Source organism: Lentiprolixibacter aurantiacus (assembly GCF_026241225.1).
Lineage (GTDB): Bacteria > Bacteroidota > Bacteroidia > Flavobacteriales > Flavobacteriaceae > Lentiprolixibacter > Lentiprolixibacter aurantiacus.
Window position 1 is genome coordinate 217,336 of sequence record NZ_JAPFQP010000001.1, and the last position, 15,198, is coordinate 232,533.

13 protein-coding genes are annotated in these 15,198 nt (G+C 46.4%); 4 read left to right on the forward strand and 9 right to left on the reverse strand.

Going from position 1 to position 15,198, the window contains the following annotated elements:
* The first annotated feature begins 27 nt into the window (after positions 1-27).
* Entirely contained in the window at positions 28-465 is a 438-nt protein-coding gene (locus OO016_RS00955) for a BLUF domain-containing protein (protein ID WP_266010151.1), read from the forward strand.
* 1 nt (position 466) lies between these two features.
* Here OO016_RS00955 and OO016_RS00960 read toward each other — a convergent pair whose 3' ends face one another.
* From OO016_RS00960 to OO016_RS00980, 5 genes are read right to left on the reverse strand one after another with little or no spacing between them, the layout of a single operon-like run.
* Positions 467-1,294 carry a pseudouridine synthase gene (locus OO016_RS00960; protein ID WP_266010152.1) on the reverse strand — a complete coding sequence of 276 codons (828 nt, stop codon included), beginning with the start codon at positions 1,292-1,294 and terminating at the stop codon, positions 467-469.
* Between the two features lie 51 nt (positions 1,295-1,345).
* A complete protein-coding gene (locus OO016_RS00965) occupies positions 1,346-2,308 on the reverse strand; it encodes a carbon-nitrogen hydrolase family protein (protein ID WP_266010153.1) in 963 nt (320 codons plus the stop codon).
* Positions 2,308-3,213: a geranylgeranylglycerol-phosphate geranylgeranyltransferase gene (locus tag OO016_RS00970; protein ID WP_266010154.1), complete on the reverse strand. Its 906-nt coding sequence runs from the start codon at positions 3,211-3,213 to the stop codon at positions 2,308-2,310. Before OO016_RS00970 ends, OO016_RS00965 begins: the two co-directional genes overlap by 1 nt.
* A gap of 12 nt (positions 3,214-3,225) precedes the next feature.
* Entirely contained in the window at positions 3,226-4,164 is a 939-nt protein-coding gene (locus OO016_RS00975) for a mevalonate kinase family protein (RefSeq protein WP_266010155.1), read from the reverse strand.
* A gap of 59 nt (positions 4,165-4,223) precedes the next feature.
* Positions 4,224-5,306, reverse strand: a complete 1,083-nt coding sequence (locus OO016_RS00980) for a diphosphomevalonate decarboxylase (RefSeq protein WP_266010156.1) — start codon at positions 5,304-5,306, stop codon at positions 4,224-4,226.
* Between the two features lie 95 nt (positions 5,307-5,401).
* On the opposite strand from OO016_RS00980, the gene OO016_RS00985 reads away from it, so the two are divergent.
* From OO016_RS00985 to OO016_RS00995, 3 genes are all read left to right on the forward strand, one after another.
* Positions 5,402-5,875 carry a TspO/MBR family protein gene (locus OO016_RS00985; RefSeq protein WP_266010157.1) on the forward strand — a complete coding sequence of 158 codons (474 nt, stop codon included), beginning with the start codon at positions 5,402-5,404 and terminating at the stop codon, positions 5,873-5,875.
* A gap of 137 nt (positions 5,876-6,012) precedes the next feature.
* On the forward strand, positions 6,013-7,509 hold the full coding sequence (gene glpK / locus OO016_RS00990; protein ID WP_266010158.1) for a glycerol kinase GlpK: 1,497 nt from the start codon (positions 6,013-6,015) through the stop codon (positions 7,507-7,509).
* Between the two features lie 11 nt (positions 7,510-7,520).
* On the forward strand, positions 7,521-8,249 hold the full coding sequence (locus OO016_RS00995; RefSeq protein ID WP_266010159.1) for an MIP/aquaporin family protein: 729 nt from the start codon (positions 7,521-7,523) through the stop codon (positions 8,247-8,249).
* Positions 8,250-8,261: 12 nt separating this feature from the next.
* Here OO016_RS00995 and OO016_RS01000 read toward each other — a convergent pair whose 3' ends face one another.
* The 4 genes from OO016_RS01000 to OO016_RS01015 form a co-directional block, all read right to left on the reverse strand.
* Positions 8,262-9,011, reverse strand: a complete 750-nt coding sequence (locus OO016_RS01000; RefSeq protein WP_266010160.1) for a glycerophosphodiester phosphodiesterase — start codon at positions 9,009-9,011, stop codon at positions 8,262-8,264.
* 94 nt (positions 9,012-9,105) lie between these two features.
* Positions 9,106-10,977 carry an alpha-amylase family protein gene (locus OO016_RS01005; RefSeq protein WP_439649294.1) on the reverse strand — a complete coding sequence of 624 codons (1,872 nt, stop codon included), beginning with the start codon at positions 10,975-10,977 and terminating at the stop codon, positions 9,106-9,108.
* Positions 10,978-10,984: 7 nt separating this feature from the next.
* The gene (locus OO016_RS01010) at positions 10,985-12,889 is read right to left on the reverse strand and encodes a glycoside hydrolase family 13 protein (protein WP_266010161.1); all 1,905 of its coding nucleotides are present in this window, start codon (positions 12,887-12,889) and stop codon (positions 10,985-10,987) included.
* Between the two features lies 1 nt (position 12,890).
* Positions 12,891-15,197, reverse strand: coding sequence for a glycoside hydrolase family 65 protein (locus OO016_RS01015; RefSeq protein WP_266010162.1), 2,307 nt, complete (start codon positions 15,195-15,197; stop codon positions 12,891-12,893).
* Position 15,198 lies beyond the last annotated feature (1 nt).

Consider the following 15,198-nt stretch of genomic DNA (forward strand, 5'->3'; position numbering starts at 1 on the left):
TTTCCTTTTAGAAATAGTTTTATAAATATGTTCGCACTCGTATACAGGTCCAGGGCTGTTCCGGGATTTGGCCCGGTACAAATACAGGAAATGCTTGAAAAAGCAAGGCCCTACAATTCAGAACAGGGCATTACAGGATGTTTGCTTTTCCACGAGGGCGAATTTTTACAGTATCTCGAAGGCAATCAGATTCGGGTCCTGAAACTGTTTGATAAAATAAAAAATGACCCGCGCCATACGGATATGGAATTAATATCCCATGGCAATAGACCGGAAAGGTGGTTTAAGGACTGGGAAATGGCTTTTGAAGATTTTTATGGGGATAATGACCAGATTTCTTATTTAAAGTTGCTGGTTGAAGGTCATCTGGGGGATCTGGAAGTAAATATTTCCGATCCGGCTGTGTATGCCTTTTGGGAAAATGTAAGCCGTATGCTTCGCGGCGATTTGCAGGCCAGCCCCTGACCTACTGAATCATTTTCAGGTTGATCACTTCCTGAGGAGTAAGATGCCTCCAGTGGCCCCTGGGAAGATCTTTTTTAGTGAGGCCCGCAAACACTACCCTGTCCAGTTTAACAACTTCATAACCAAGGTGTTCGAAAATCCGCCTCACGATACGGTTTCTACCACTGTGGATTTTAATTCCGACTTCCCGTTTGGGCGCATTCTTGATATAACTAACCTCATCTACCACAACAGGACCATCCTCGAGCTTCAAGCCTGTCCGGATCTTCTTCAAATCCTCGTCTTTTAGGCTTCTATTCAACTCTACATGGTAAATTTTCCGTACTCCATGCCTGGGGTGGGTTAATTTTTTGGCCAGGTCCCCATCATTTGTGAACAACAATAAACCTGTAGTGTTTCGATCTAGTCGGCCTACCGGAAGCAAACGGGCTTTTGATGCACTGGAAATCAGTTCCATTACTGTCCTCCTGCCCCTTTCATCACTGGTGGTAGTAATGAAGTTCTTGGGTTTGTTAAGCAATACATACTCCTTCTTTTCCGGATTGAGCAACCTGCCGTCAAAACGAACCGTGTCACCAGGCTTCACTTTATATCCCATTTCGCTAACCACCTTGTCATTAACAGTCACATTGCCGGCTGCGATATAAGTATCTGCCTCCCTTCTGGAGCAAACGCCGCTGTTGGCTACATATTTATTCAGACGGATAAGACCGGAATCTTCGGGTTTCCCTGATGGCCCACCCTTTGGTTTAACGGCTTTTCGGGATCCTGCATTACCTTTCTGATGCTGGGGTCTACCCGATTTATAATTCCTTCTGGGCTTTTCCATTATTCTGTGTTAAGGGGGCAAAGGTAAACAATACCCCTGATTCTGTTTACTTTAAAGGGGATTATCCGCTTTGTCTTTCAGGGTTGATTGACGTTCCCTGTTCAGGTGAAGTTGGGTAACATCCGGCCTTGAATAATGCCCTGCAGGATCAAAATTCTGACGTTCTTCAAAAACACGGTTAATATCCAGGCTGGCGTAGAGTATGCCCTCATCATCCACTACTGGTTCAAGTATCCATTCACCATCCGGTCCTGCAATACAGGAACCACCATTGGCCATTACTTCAGGTGTATTTTGTTGTAGTACATCCAGATAGGGGGTATCCTTGGGAAAATCGGACTTCCTCATAAGGGAAGAAACAGAAATCACATAACTCCTGGATTCCCTGGCGATGAATCGGGTAATATCTTTGGTGTTATTCAGGTTGCCAGGCCATACCGCAATATGGAGGTTTTCGCCCTGTGCATAGAGTGAAGCCCTGGGTAATGGCATCCAGTTTTCCCAGCAATTGAGTCCCCCCAGGGTATATTGCTTCAGGGAGTGGGTCCTTAACCCATGCCCATCCCCCGGAGCCCAGGTTAAACGTTCGTCATAAGTGGGTTGCAGCTTTCGGTGCACAGACCTGATTTTTCCTGTACCATCAATGTAAACTAAAGAGCAATACAAACTGTGCCCTCCGCGGTCCAAGGGCCTTTCGATAATCCCGAGGTATACAGCCAAATGCAATTTAGCCGCGAGATCACAGACCCGACCAAGTTCTCCGGCTTCCAGTGTTACTGCATTGCAACTATAGTGAGCGTGCAGCTGTTTATTTATCTTCAGGTCCCAGCCGGCACCATTGGTATAGGCCAGCCAAAAGGGATATCCGGGTAATAAAGCCTCACCAAAAACCAGTAATTCCGCTTTGTTCGAGGCGCCCTCTTCCATACAGTCCATTATCTTCTGCGTGGTTGCAGCCTTATCCAGCCATACCGGCGCAATCTGGGCCAGGCCTACTTTGAGGTAATTATCCATTAAAATAACCTGTTAAGTACTAAATCTATATCGATAAGCAAGATACTGAATACACCAGCTACTATGGTAAACTTAAGTATGTTATGAAGCCAGATGTAATGCTTTTTTCCTTCTGCCTTCCAGAGCAGGATAAGGAAAAGAATTAACAGCACTATACTTGCCATAAAATACAAATACATATATCCCACATCAAATTTGCGGATCAGAAGCAAGGCAGGCACCAGGGTAAGCAGGATCAGGAACATAATGGTTACCTTGGAAAAAAGGGTTCCGTACAGTATCGGAATTGTTCGGTAGGCCTGTGCAAGATCACCAGCTATGTTTTCCAGGTCCTTAACCATTTCCCGGGCAAGGATTAGCAAAAACAGGAATATCGCGTGCACAAATATGACCGTTTCAAAATTCCTGTAGTAAACGAAGACCGCAAAGAACGGAGTAATCGCCAGTGTAGAAGACACCAGGTTCCCAATAAAGGGAATGCGTTTCAGTTTATGTGAATACAACCAGATGCCAAAAATATAGGCCAAAAAGAACACCGAGGCCCGGAATGAAATGTAACTGCCCAGCAATACCGCTAAAAAGTTGAGCACAAAATATGCCGAAAGTTTGGTTCGCTGGCTCACCAGGCGATCCAGCATGGATTTATGTGGTTTATTGATCAGGTCCTTCTCCGAGTCGTAGAAACTATTGATGATATATCCCCCCGCTATTACCAGGGCGGAAGCCAGTACAAGCACAGACAAGCTAGGGTCCAATACCACTTCTCTTAGCGGCAGGTCTGGCGAGAGAATAAAAACCGAAGCCAGGTATTGTGCCAGGATGATCATCAATACGTTGTACCCCCTGACAATAGAGAAAAGGCTCAACATCTTGAGCAACAAGAGTCTGTTTCTTCTGCTAAGCATAAAGAGGGGTATTTAGAAGGTATATACCACTTCAAGGGAATGCCCTTTCAGGGCCCTGCGCGCTTTTTCGATATCCTGTGTAAAGCCAAGGATATAACCTCCACCCCCGGAACCACAAAGCTTCAGGTAGTAATCATTGGTTTCTATGCCCTGCCTCCAGAGTTGATGAAACTCCTTGGGTATCATAGGCTTAAAATGATCGAAAACCACATGGGAAAGTTCCTTGAGGTTGCTGAAAAGTGACTTGATATTGCCACTTATAAAGTCCTCTACACAGGCATCCGTATGTTTGATAAACTGGTCCTTAAGTACGGTACGGAATCCCTCATTTTTGAGCTTTTCCATAAATATTTCCACCATGGGAGCCGTTTCACCCGTGATCCCGCTGTCTAAAAGAAATACAGCCCCCGTACCCTGAAGGTTCTGAGAAGGGATACTGGTAGATTCCACATGGTCCTGGGAATTGATAAGGATAGGCAGACTTAGGTAGCTATTCAAAGGATCAAGCCCGGAAGATTTGCCGTGGAAAAAAGATTCCATTTTACCCAGAATCTCCTTGAGTTTAAGTAATTTCTCGCGGGTAAGGTTCTCAAGGACGGTAATTTTGTCAAAAGCATAACGGTCATAAACTGCAGCAACAAGTGCCCCGCTGCTCCCTACCCCATAACCCTGAGGAATGGAACTATCAAAATACAAGCCCTCTTCTATATCGCCCAGAAGGCTTTCCATGTCAAAAGTTACCAGTTGAGGTGATTCCGTTTGAAGTTTTTTAAGATGTAAGGCGAAATTATACAGGCTTTGATTGGATTTTTGGGCTGTGCCATCCAGGTCTGCTGACTTCTTAAGGGCCCCCTTGAAGAAATTATACGGGATCGACAGGCCTTTGGAATCTTTAATGATCCCATACTCACCAAATAACAGGATTTTGGAATAAAAGAGCGGGCCTTTCATATTATTTCTGGCGTAATGCTAATTCAAATTTACATTTTATTTCCAAACGGGCTCATGCCTTAGGAAATTTTGGTGCCTTCACCAAGCTGGTCGCAAATATACTGTCCGTTTTCGCAATACGCAACTAACTCATTCTTAATAAATTGTAAAACTTTCTCCTTATTCTGGCCTGGATATAGCAGATGTACATTGGCCCCTGCATCCAGTGTAAAACACAGCGGCAGCCCTGTATTGCGCCTGAACTCCCATACCTTTTCGATGATGGAGAGCGTATTTGGTTTCATCAGGATGAAGTAGGGCGAACTGGTCATCATCATAGCGTGAAGGGTCAGTGCTTCGCGCTCAACAAGGTCCACGAATGCATCCAGGTCACCGCTAATCATAACCTCTTTTATCCTTCTTAGATTACTGTGTGCCTGCTCAAACCTTTGTTTTGCAAAGGGGTGGCCTTCCATAAGCTTGTGGCCAACCGTACTGCTCACCTGCTTCTGACCGCGATGCACCAGCAGAATGGTATCCTGGTAATCCTGAAAAATTTTGGCAATAGTATCGGGAAAGGGAACCCCATATAAATCAGAACTGCCTGGAATATCTGCATGTTCTCCCCAAACCACAAGGCTTCCTGATATGCTGCGGCAGGCACTGCCGGAACCCAATCGTGCCAGGAAAGAGGATTTTAGGTTCGCAAATTGCCGGTCCATTTCCGGATTATGCCTTCTTTCCAGTTCAACAAGGCTGCTGGCCAAAGCGGCCATGGCGCTGGCCGAAGAAGCAATCCCGCTGCTATGGGGAAAGGAATTGGAAGAGGAAATCTTCAGATGGTAGTTTTTGAGGAATGGCAAATACTTAGCGGTCCTGTCAAAAAAGGTCTGAAGCTTTGGCTCAAAATCGGGTTTGGGTTTTCCTTCAAAAAAGAATTCAAAGGACGCTTTTCCCGTTTTAGCTGGCAGCGCATTGTACTCTACAGTGGTAGACGTTGCACAGGTATCCAGGGTAAAACTTATGGAGGGATTGGCCGGAATCTGATCGGGGAATTTCCCCCAGTATTTGACGAGCGCAATATTGCTTGGAGATTCGGAATGTATTACCCCTTGATCTGTAGGGTTAAACAGGTCGGACGGAATAAAGTCCTTCTCAGTCATTTTGAATTGCATTTTTGCAAAGATAGCCTTTAGCGGACTTTGCTTTTGACACCTATTAAATTATTTTGCTATTTTAGGGTGCAAGCCAGCCAAAATTGAAAAAACAGGTCTTCTACATATCCATTTCCGTGGGAGTGTGCCTTCTTATTGGGTTCTTATCCGGATTTGCCACCCAGAGCTCTGTTGGCGATTGGTATGCAACCCTCAATAAACCCTCTTTTAATCCCCCTAATTGGATTTTCGGCCCCGTTTGGACTTTGCTATATATTATGATGGGGGTATCGGCTGGTATAGTATGGTCAAAAGGCTTCTACCATAAATGGGTAAAGACAGGGCTCTATCATTTTGGGTTTCAATTGCTTTTCAATGCTCTATGGAGCGTGGTTTTTTTTGGATTTCAAAGTCCTTTCTGGGCGCTCCTGGTGATCCTGGTGCTCATGATGCTCATCCTGGCAACCATACGCTGGTTTAATATTGTGAGCAAAACCGCAGCCTACCTGCTAATGCCTTATTTCCTGTGGGTATGTTTTGCCTCCCTGCTCAATTACCGCATCTGGATGCTGAATTAATGGAGTGTAAAGACTAGCATGTCAAAGGAACAGATCGGATACATTCATGTTCAAAAGCCGATACTCATTATGAAGAATCGATTAAATAATTTACATTTAAACCAGAGCACAAAGACCAAACCAACATCTCCGGATTAATGGAACACTACATCTTGGCCCTTGATCAGGGAACGACCAGCTGTCGCGCCATAGTCTTTGATAAGCAAGGACAGATCATCTCTACAGCGCAGGAAGAATTTACTCAGTATTTCCCGAATCCCGGATGGGTTGAGCACGACCCTCTTGAAATCTGGGCAACCCAGTCAAAAATGGCCAGAAAAGCCCTTGAAGAAAAGGGGATCAGTGCCTCTCAAATTGATGGAATTGGCATTACCAACCAACGTGAAACTATAGTTGTATGGGAGAAAAAGTCGGGGAAACCTGTCTATCCGGCCATTGTCTGGCAGGATAAGCGTACGTCAGATTATTGTGATCAGTTAAAATCAGAGGGGTACGAGGAACTCATCAGAAACAATACCGGCCTGGTAATAGACGCCTATTTTTCCGGAACCAAGGTAAAATGGATCCTCGATAATGTGGAAGGTGCAAGGGAGAGGGCGAAATCAGGGGAGTTGCTCCTGGGAACCATCGATACCTGGCTCATTTGGAATATGACCAAGGGGGAACTGCATATAACGGATCCTACCAATGCCTGCAGAACGCTTTTTTTCAATATCAATACCATGGATTGGGACGAGGATTTACTACAATTGTTGGATATCCCGAGGAAGATGCTCCCCAAAATACGGCAGTCCAGTGAAATATACGGGAAGAGCTCCAGGGAATTCCTGGGTGAAGCGGTGCCCATTTCAGGTATTGCGGGCGACCAGCAGGCGGCCCTTTTCGGGCAGATGTGCACCCAAAAAGGCATGGTAAAAAACACCTATGGAACAGGTTGCTTTATGCTAATGAATATTGGCGAAACGCCTATTGTTTCCGAAAATAACCTGCTGACTTCGGTTGCCTGGCAGATTGGTGGGAAAACCCAGTATATGCTTGAAGGAAGTATATTCATAGCAGGGGCGGTTGTGCAATGGCTTCGCGATAGCCTTAAGATCATTGAACATTCTTCGGACGTGGAAGCACTTGCCACTTCTGTTCCCGATTCGGGCGGGGTGTATTTTGTACCGGCATTTGCCGGACTCGGGGCTCCTCATTGGAATCAAAAGGCTCGTGGAACCCTTTTTGGCTTAACCCGGGGTAGTACAGATGCGCATATTGCCAGGGCCGCACTGGAAGCAATTGCTTATCAGACCCTGGACATCGTTAAGGCTATGGAGGCCGATTCCGGGATAGCTATAGGTGAATTAAGGGTAGATGGGGGAGCTACCGTAAACGACTTATTGATGCAATTCCAGGCCGATGTCCTGAATACGGTAACCGTACGCCCCAAAGTGGTGGAAACCACGGTTATGGGTGCAGCTTTTCTTGCCGGCTTAGCCGTAGGTTACTGGTCAGACCTACAGGATATTGAAAAAATATGGGAGGCAGAAACCTCTTTTACCCCTACTTCGGAAAGAGCGGGGATTGAAGCAGATATAGCGGGTTGGTACCGCGCAATTAAAGCACTGGAATTCTGGAGTAAATCCATTTAAACTATTCGAATATGGAACCCATTTATGCCGAAATAGTAGGTACTTTTTTACTCATGCTCCTGGGTTGCGGGGTTAATGCCAACGTGGTACTGGAAGGCACCAAGGGACAGGGAAGTGGCTGGATCGTAATTACCACAGGATGGGCCTTTGCCGTCTACATTGGCGTATTGGTAGCCGCACCCTACAGCGGGGCACATATAAACCCGGCCGTAAGCATAGGTCTGGCCTTTGCCGGGGAATTCCCCTGGTCTGATGTTCCCGCCTACGTGGGGGCACAGTTAATAGGCGCATTTGTTGCAGCAGTGGTTGTGTGGTTACTGCACAAAGACCATTTTGATGCCACTCCCGAACCTGCCAGAAAGCTGGGCGTTTTTTCTACATCACCAGCCATCAAAAATACTCCTTTGAATCTCTTCAGCGAGATAATCGGAACCTTTGTACTCCTTTTTGCCGTATTGTATTTTACAGATGCGACCCTTCAGGATACAGACCAGATCATAGGTCTTGGTTCACTGGGAGCCCTTCCTGTGGCACTCGTGGTTTGGGGCATTGGGCTTTCCCTTGGCGGAACCACCGGATATGCTATTAATCCAGCGAGGGATCTGGGGCCGCGTATCGCCCACGCTGTACTGCCTATTAAGGATAAAGGCGGGAGTGACTGGGGTTACAGCTGGATACCCATCTTAGGTCCCATTATTGGGGCCGTTGTAGCCGCTTTGCTGTATTTATTCCTCTCCTAAATATACTTTTGCCTATCGGGGCACGCGTTCCGGGTAATCGCTTATAATACCATCCACCCCGAGCTCAATCAGGTTTTGAATCGATTCCTGATCGTTTACCGTCCAGGTATAGATCTTGAATCCTGCCTTGTGCATTTCTTCAATATTGGAAGCATTCAATCTGCGATAATTCGGGTTGATGGCAACAGCCCTGAGTTCCTGTGCCATTGGAATGGCTTTTAGTGGATCTGATTCGGTGAGTACCGCAATGGGAACTTCAAGGTTCAATTTGCGCATCTCCCTGAGCTCATCCCAGTTAAAACTTGAAATCACAAAATTATCCCATGTCCAGCCGTGATCTTCCACAAAATAGCTCATGATATGGTTAACCTGCTCGGCAGTTCCCGCACCCTTGAGTTCAATGTTGAGATCTGCTTTTTTGTCTATAAGGCTTATCACATCCGCGAGCAAGGGAATCTCATGACCTCCTTTAAGTTCCACCTTTCTGAGATCCGTCAAATTGAATTCCTCAATATACCCTGAAGCATTGGTCAGGCGTTTCAATTTCTTATCGTGGAAAACAACAATTTCTCCGCTTTTAATCCTGAAAACATCTATTTCGATCATATCCACCCCCAGGTCGAGCGCCTTCTGAACAGATGGCAGGCTATTCTCCATTTCATGCCCTTTTGCACCGCGATGCCCGATTACCAAATAGTCCTGCCCCATTGAATTACAAGCTACCAAAAAAAACAGTATAAAAATTAACGAAAGTTTACGCATGTCTGACTTTTTAAGTGTTCGATCAAAACTACAATTAGAATAGCTCACCCTCAGGCTAAGCGCTTCAGATTTAATGCTTTCTTAACCCGGGTCTTTAATCCCCTACAGCATAAATATAGGACTGAAGTGGTTCGAGTTTGACCGGAATATGTCCAACACCTTCCTTTATTTCCAAAACATTCTCTTCTCCATACAAGGCATCCCGAACGGAGTAGGTGCCATCTTCCAATGCCCAGTTTTGGACAATGTGGCCTGGGATTTTAAGATCACAATCATAGGAGCGTTCAGCGTCAAAATTGCTGATTACCACCAGCTTTTCCCTTTCCGACCATCGGACGTAAGAAAGTAGCCTGTGGTCATAGCCCGGTGTGTGCTCTTTATTGTAAAAATGGATTTCCTCATAGGCTCCCATTAGGGCTTCACTTTTTACAGTGAAATTGAGGAGGCGCTGGTAGAAATCCCGTAGGGCCATTTCCTTTTCAGACAGTTGACCACCATCGAACTTTTTGTTATTTACCCATCTTTGGTGTTGGGGCACCCCGATATAATCAAAAATAGAGGTCCTGGTCGGACTGCCAAACCCAGCCCTTTCTGCACCCGGTTCCCCCACTTCCTGTCCAAAATATACCATGGTAGGGGAAGTACTGATTGTAGCGGAGACTACCATGGCTGGTTTTCCTTTTTCCGCATCCCCTGCAAAATCCGGACTGGCTATTCGCTGTTCATCATGGTTTTCCAGGAAATGCAGCATGTGGTGCTCAATGTCCATAAGTCCTTTCTGAACAACAGGAATATGGTCTGTCCATCCATGCCCCTGCATAATATGCTTGATGCTGTCATACAATTCTACCTTATCATAGAGGTAATCCATTTTCCCTTTTTTGATGTAGTCCCTGTATAATGAAGGGTTATACACCTCGGCAAGCAACAGGGCATCCGGGTTCTTCGCTTTAATATGAGAATTGAGGTAGCTCCAGAATTCTACCGGAACCATCTCGGCCATATCAAAACGGAAACCATCTACTCCCATTTCCTGCCAGTACCAGGCTATGTCCCGGAATTTTTCCCAGGACCCCGGAACATCTTTATCCTGCCAGAACTGATAATGTACATTGTGGTCTTCTTCATCTATTCCCTGAGGCAAGGTATCGAAGTCGTAGGATCCATCCGGGCGAACCCCATAATTAATCTTCACTGTTTCATACCAATCGTTGAAATTGGGTTTGGCCAGTCGGGAACCATTACCGGTCCATTTGGCGGGGTTTTCATCAAAATATCCATCGGATAACGGATGTGCATCTCCTCCCAGAGGTTTGAATTCTTCCGGAATATCGGGGACCTGAAAAGCCTGATCCGGGATGTAGTAAAAATCGTTGTCCCTTTTATACACCAATGTTACATCATCATCTGCCCCGAAAGGTCGTTTGCCTTCCGGTGTAGAGGCTCCCTCATAGTTACGGGCTACATGGTTGGGAACTATGTCGATCAGCAGTTTTAACCCGGCCCTGTGCGTACGTGCAATCAATTCCTGGAATTCTTCCAGGCGTTTCCCGGGATCATTTGCCAGATCGGGATTCACATTGTAATAATCCTTTACCGCATATGGCGATCCTGCCCTGCCCTTGACAACATCCGGATCATCTGCAGAAATACCGTATTTGCTGTAATCGGTTACCAGGGCATGATGGGGCACCCCGGTATACCAAATGTGTGTAACCCCAAGCCCTTTTATTTCCTCAAGGGCCTTATCCGAAAAATCCGAAAATTTCCCCACCCCGTTCTCCTCAAGTGTTCCCCATGGGGTATTGGTAGTATTGGTGTTGCCGAACAGCCTGGTAAATACCTGATAAATGACCTTTTTACTCTTAAATTGCATCTGTTCCTCTTGTTTTTGATCTGAAGTTGTTTTCGGACTCTCCGCACAGGAAGCCAAAAAGCAAAGTAGTATTATAGCCCATAAACGCATAAAGCTCTTATTTCACATTAGTGAGTATCAGGGCATCCCTCTCCTTCAGCAGGAGACTGCCCGTCCAATCAAGAATTTCTCCTGAAATTATGTTGCGCATCCGTTTTCCTTCAAGGTCCATTTCTGCGAAGCGGGATAAATCCAGTTCAACCGTTTTTTTATTTTTATTCAAGATTAGCACCACCTTACTATCCCCCAGAAATCGAAACAGCACATAAACCCCATCATTGGGGGCAAAATGTTTTGTACGTCCACCATGCAGGACTTTTTCTTCCTTGCGGAATTGCAGGATTTTTTTCAGGAATTGCTGCATTTCCTTTTGTTCCGATGTTAGCCCTTCCCCTGTAAAAGCATTTACGGAATCCCCTTCCCAGCCTCCGGGAAAATCGGACCGGATCAGCCCATGACTATCCGGTTTTGCAGTATTTTCCATCAGGATCTCCGTGCCGTAGTATACTTGGGGTATCCTCGGTGCAATGAGCACAAAGGCCAGTGCCATTCTGGCAAGCACCGGGTCTTCATTTACCTGGGTAAAAACACGGTCCATATCATGATTATCAGCGAAGAGCAACAAATCCTCTGGGGTTGCATAATGGAAGTCATTTGCCAAAGCCTCATACAACCGGATCAGCCCGCTATTCCAGTCTTCCTCTTCCACGAGTGATTCCACCAGCGTACGCTGCATGGGAAAATCCATTGTGGACTTCAAATAAGACCGGTACCCGTCTTTGTTTGGCATCCCATCCTGCCAGTAAGCCACTAGCAGGGGGTTGTAACTCCATTCTTCTCCCACTATGGAAAAATCCGGGTACTCTAGCATGATGCGTTTTGCCCAGCTGGCCATAAAGTGTTTGTCCGGATAAGGATAAGTATCCTGGCGTATTCCACCAAGGCCCAAAGTCTCAATCCACCAGATACTGTTTTGTATAATGTAGTTGGCTAAAAAAGTGTTCTCCTGATTTAGATCGGGCATGGCCGTTACAAACCACCCGTCAACCATAAGATCTTTATCGTACCTAGATGCATAGGGGTCCTGGTGCGTGGTCCTCCTGTGGTTGGAGGTTTTTACGTCTTTACCATTTTCAAAGGCAGACTGGTCGTTTATCCAGTCCGAAAAGGGCAGGTCTTGCATCCACCAGTGGTAAAGCCCGCAATGGTTGGCCACCTGGTCCATGATGAGTTTGATTCCTTTCTCCCTTGCTTTATCTGCCAGCTCACGGTAGTCCCCCAATGTTCCGAACCTGGGATCTACCCGGTAAAAATCTGTTATGGCATAACCGTGGTAGGATTGTTCCGGCATATCGTTTTCAAGCAGCGGACTGGGCCAGATGGCTGTAAATCCCATATCGGAAATGTAATCCAGATGGTTGATGACACCCCTAATATCCCCTCCGTGCCTGGCGTAATCATCTTTTCGGTCTATAGCTTTCTCACGCATAGCGGGCTCCTCATCATTATCCTTAACGCCATTGGCAAAACGATCAGGGGTAATCAGGTAAATGGCATCCTTCGCTGAAAAACCGGTAAAAACCGAGGAATCATGTTCGCGTTCCCGCAATTCATATGTAAATGTACGGGGAGCTTTGCCAGGCTGCTCCAACTCAAACTCCAGCTGGCAGGCTGGAGTTCCCTCTTGGATTATAAGGTCCAGAAACAGGTAATTGGGACTATCAGCTCTGTGTATTGCCTCCAGGCTAACCTGAGAATGATCTAGTTTTGCGCTACCCTGCCCTATTCCATCCCCATATAGTAGCAGTTGCAGCTTCTGGTCTTCAAACCCCACCCACCAGTTGGGTGGTTCTATCCGCTCTACCTGGGCTAAACCCATATTCACAGCTGAAATGAAAACAAAGAACAGAAACCCATAACGGGAGAACTGAGAACACCCCTGGGATTCTGATCCTTTACCCATCTCATGCGTAGGTTACTGCGTTGGAGTTCAACACCAGTCGTTTTCCGTTTACCCGAATGGACATTTCCTCAGCTCCTTCCAGTTCAAATGAAGAGCCGGATTTCGTAACATTGACCGTAATGATCCTGCTGCGGAAATTGATCTTAAAGGAATAAGATTCCCATTCTTCAGGAATGCGAGGATTAAAGCTGAGTTTATCGTCCCGGATACGCATCCCGCCAAAACCTTCCACCACGCTCATCCAGGTACCCGCCATGGAGGTAATGTGCAGGCCTTCTTCCACCTCCTTGTTGTAATCGTCCAGGTCCAGGCGGGAAGTCCTCAGGTAAAACTGGTATGCCTGATCCATCCTGTCCAGTTTAGCCGCCTGTATACTGTGTACACAGGGAGACAGGGAAGACTCGTGCACAGTGAATGGCTCATAGAAATCGAAATGCCTTTCCAGTTCATCCAATGTAAAGTGGTCTTCAAAGAAATAGAATCCCTGAAGCACATCTGCCTGTTTGATATAAGGGGATCGCAGGATCCTGTCCCAGCTCCATTTCTGGTTAATAGGTCGGTTAGACCGATCCAGGTCTTCCACGGTAACCAGTTCCTTATCCAGAAAACCATCCTGCTGCAAATAAATATTGTATTCTTCCGAGCGTGGGAAATACAGGTTCTCGGCAACGGTAGACCAGCCTTCCAGTTCCGCAGCGGTTAATTTGGTATGGCCCATGATGCGACCGTGGTCTTCCGGATAGCCTTCTTTCACTTTCTGGATTTGCTCTAGTGCGTATTGTATACACCAGCGGGCGGTATAATTGGTGTACCAGTTGTTGTTCACATTGTTCTCGTACTCATTGGGTCCGGTTACTCCAAGGATAACATATTTGTTCCGGAATTTTGAAAAAGTAGCGCGCTGGTACCAGAAGCGGGCAATCCCGATCAGGACTTCCAGTCCCATCTCCGGGATATAGGAATAGTCGCCGGTGTAACGGTAATAATTGTAAATCGCAAATGCAATAGCTCCATTTCGGTGTATCTCTTCAAAGGTAATCTCCCATTCATTATGGCATTCTTCACCGTTCATAGTTACCATAGGATAGAGTGCAGCCCCATTTTCAAATCCGAGCTTTTCAGCATTCTCAATAGCCTTATCCAGCTGGTTGTATCTATACTGTAAAAGGTTGCGGGCAACGTGGTGGTCCTTGGTGGCCATATAAAAAGGTATACAATACGCCTCCGTATCCCAGTAAGTACTACCCCCGTATTTCTCACCTGTAAAGCCTTTGGGGCCAATATTGAGTCGGGAATCCGTTCCCAGGTAGGTCTGGTTAAGGTGGAAGATATTGAACCGGATACCCTGCTGTGCTTTCTGGTCGCCTTTGATGGTGATATCGCTCATTTCCCATATTTTGGCCCAGGCATCGGCCTGTTCGGCTAGTAATTGGTCAAATCCTTTATCCCGAGCCATAGACAGGGTTTCCTTTGCAGCCTGTATCAGGGCATCCGCCTTATGATTTCGGGATACGGTATAGCCTGCAAACTTTACGAGCTGAACAGCCTCTCCCTTTTCTGCCCTAACCGCATATGAATGCGTTACCTTCAAGGGTTCCTGATTGAGTTCGGGTTCTGTTTCCTGCTCTTCCCCACCTTTAAAAAGAAGGTTGTCCATAAAGGTGCAGGTTTCAAAATGCGTCTTCATGGTATGGGCCTCTATGAATGCCTGCCTGCCTTCGGAAAGCACTTCGGTGGTATTCCAGAACTGGTCGTCCCAGTTGCTGTCCTCGTTCTTTATTCCGCTATCGAGATAGGGTTTAAAGACAACCTCTGCTGCCTTGTTAAGTGGTGTCACGCTATACCGGATTGCACCCAGTTCGTCCTGCACCAGACTAAGGAAGCGCAGTACATTTACGTCAATCTGGATTCCATTTGGCAGGGTAGCCTTGAATGTCCTTTGGTACCAGCCCTCCTTCATATTTAGTTCCCTTCTGAAATCTGAGACCGATTTACAAGTGTTGAGATCGAGCACCTCCCCATTAATCTCCACGTCAATGCCAATCCAACTGGGGGCATTGAGCACCTTGGCAAAATACTCCGGGTATCCATTCTTCCACCAGCCCACCCGGGTTTTGTCGGGATAGTATACCCCGGCAATGTAACTTCCCTGGAAGGTGGATCCGGTGTAGCGCTCTTCAAAATTAGCCCTTTGCCCCATGGCCCCATTGCCAAGGCTGAAAAGGCTTTCGGACGACTTTACCTGTTCCGGGTCGAATCCTTCTTCAATAATAGACCAGTTATCCGGTTTAATATAATCCTGATTCATT

Excerpts from the sequence above, each read along its gene's own strand:
- OO016_RS00970 (WP_266010154.1), bottom strand. The coding sequence starts at position 3,213 with ATGCTTAGCAGAAGAAACAGACTCTTGTTGCTCAAGATGTTGAGCCTT.
- OO016_RS01015 (WP_266010162.1), bottom strand. The coding sequence starts at position 15,197 with ATGAATCAGGATTATATTAAACCGGATAACTGGTCTATTATTGAAGAA.
- OO016_RS01010 (WP_266010161.1), bottom strand. The coding sequence starts at position 12,889 with ATGGGTAAAGGATCAGAATCCCAGGGGTGTTCTCAGTTCTCCCGTTAT.
- OO016_RS00955 (WP_266010151.1), top strand. The coding sequence starts at position 28 with ATGTTCGCACTCGTATACAGGTCCAGGGCTGTTCCGGGATTTGGCCCG.
- OO016_RS00960 (WP_266010152.1), bottom strand. The coding sequence starts at position 1,294 with ATGGAAAAGCCCAGAAGGAATTATAAATCGGGTAGACCCCAGCATCAG.
- glpK (WP_266010158.1), top strand. The coding sequence starts at position 6,013 with ATGGAACACTACATCTTGGCCCTTGATCAGGGAACGACCAGCTGTCGC.
- OO016_RS00995 (WP_266010159.1), top strand. The coding sequence starts at position 7,521 with ATGGAACCCATTTATGCCGAAATAGTAGGTACTTTTTTACTCATGCTC.
- OO016_RS00980 (WP_266010156.1), bottom strand. The coding sequence starts at position 5,306 with ATGACTGAGAAGGACTTTATTCCGTCCGACCTGTTTAACCCTACAGAT.
- OO016_RS00975 (WP_266010155.1), bottom strand. The coding sequence starts at position 4,164 with ATGAAAGGCCCGCTCTTTTATTCCAAAATCCTGTTATTTGGTGAGTAT.
- OO016_RS00965 (WP_266010153.1), bottom strand. The coding sequence starts at position 2,308 with ATGGATAATTACCTCAAAGTAGGCCTGGCCCAGATTGCGCCGGTATGG.
- OO016_RS01005 (WP_439649294.1), bottom strand. The coding sequence starts at position 10,977 with ATGCGTTTATGGGCTATAATACTACTTTGCTTTTTGGCTTCCTGTGCG.
- OO016_RS01000 (WP_266010160.1), bottom strand. The coding sequence starts at position 9,011 with ATGCGTAAACTTTCGTTAATTTTTATACTGTTTTTTTTGGTAGCTTGT.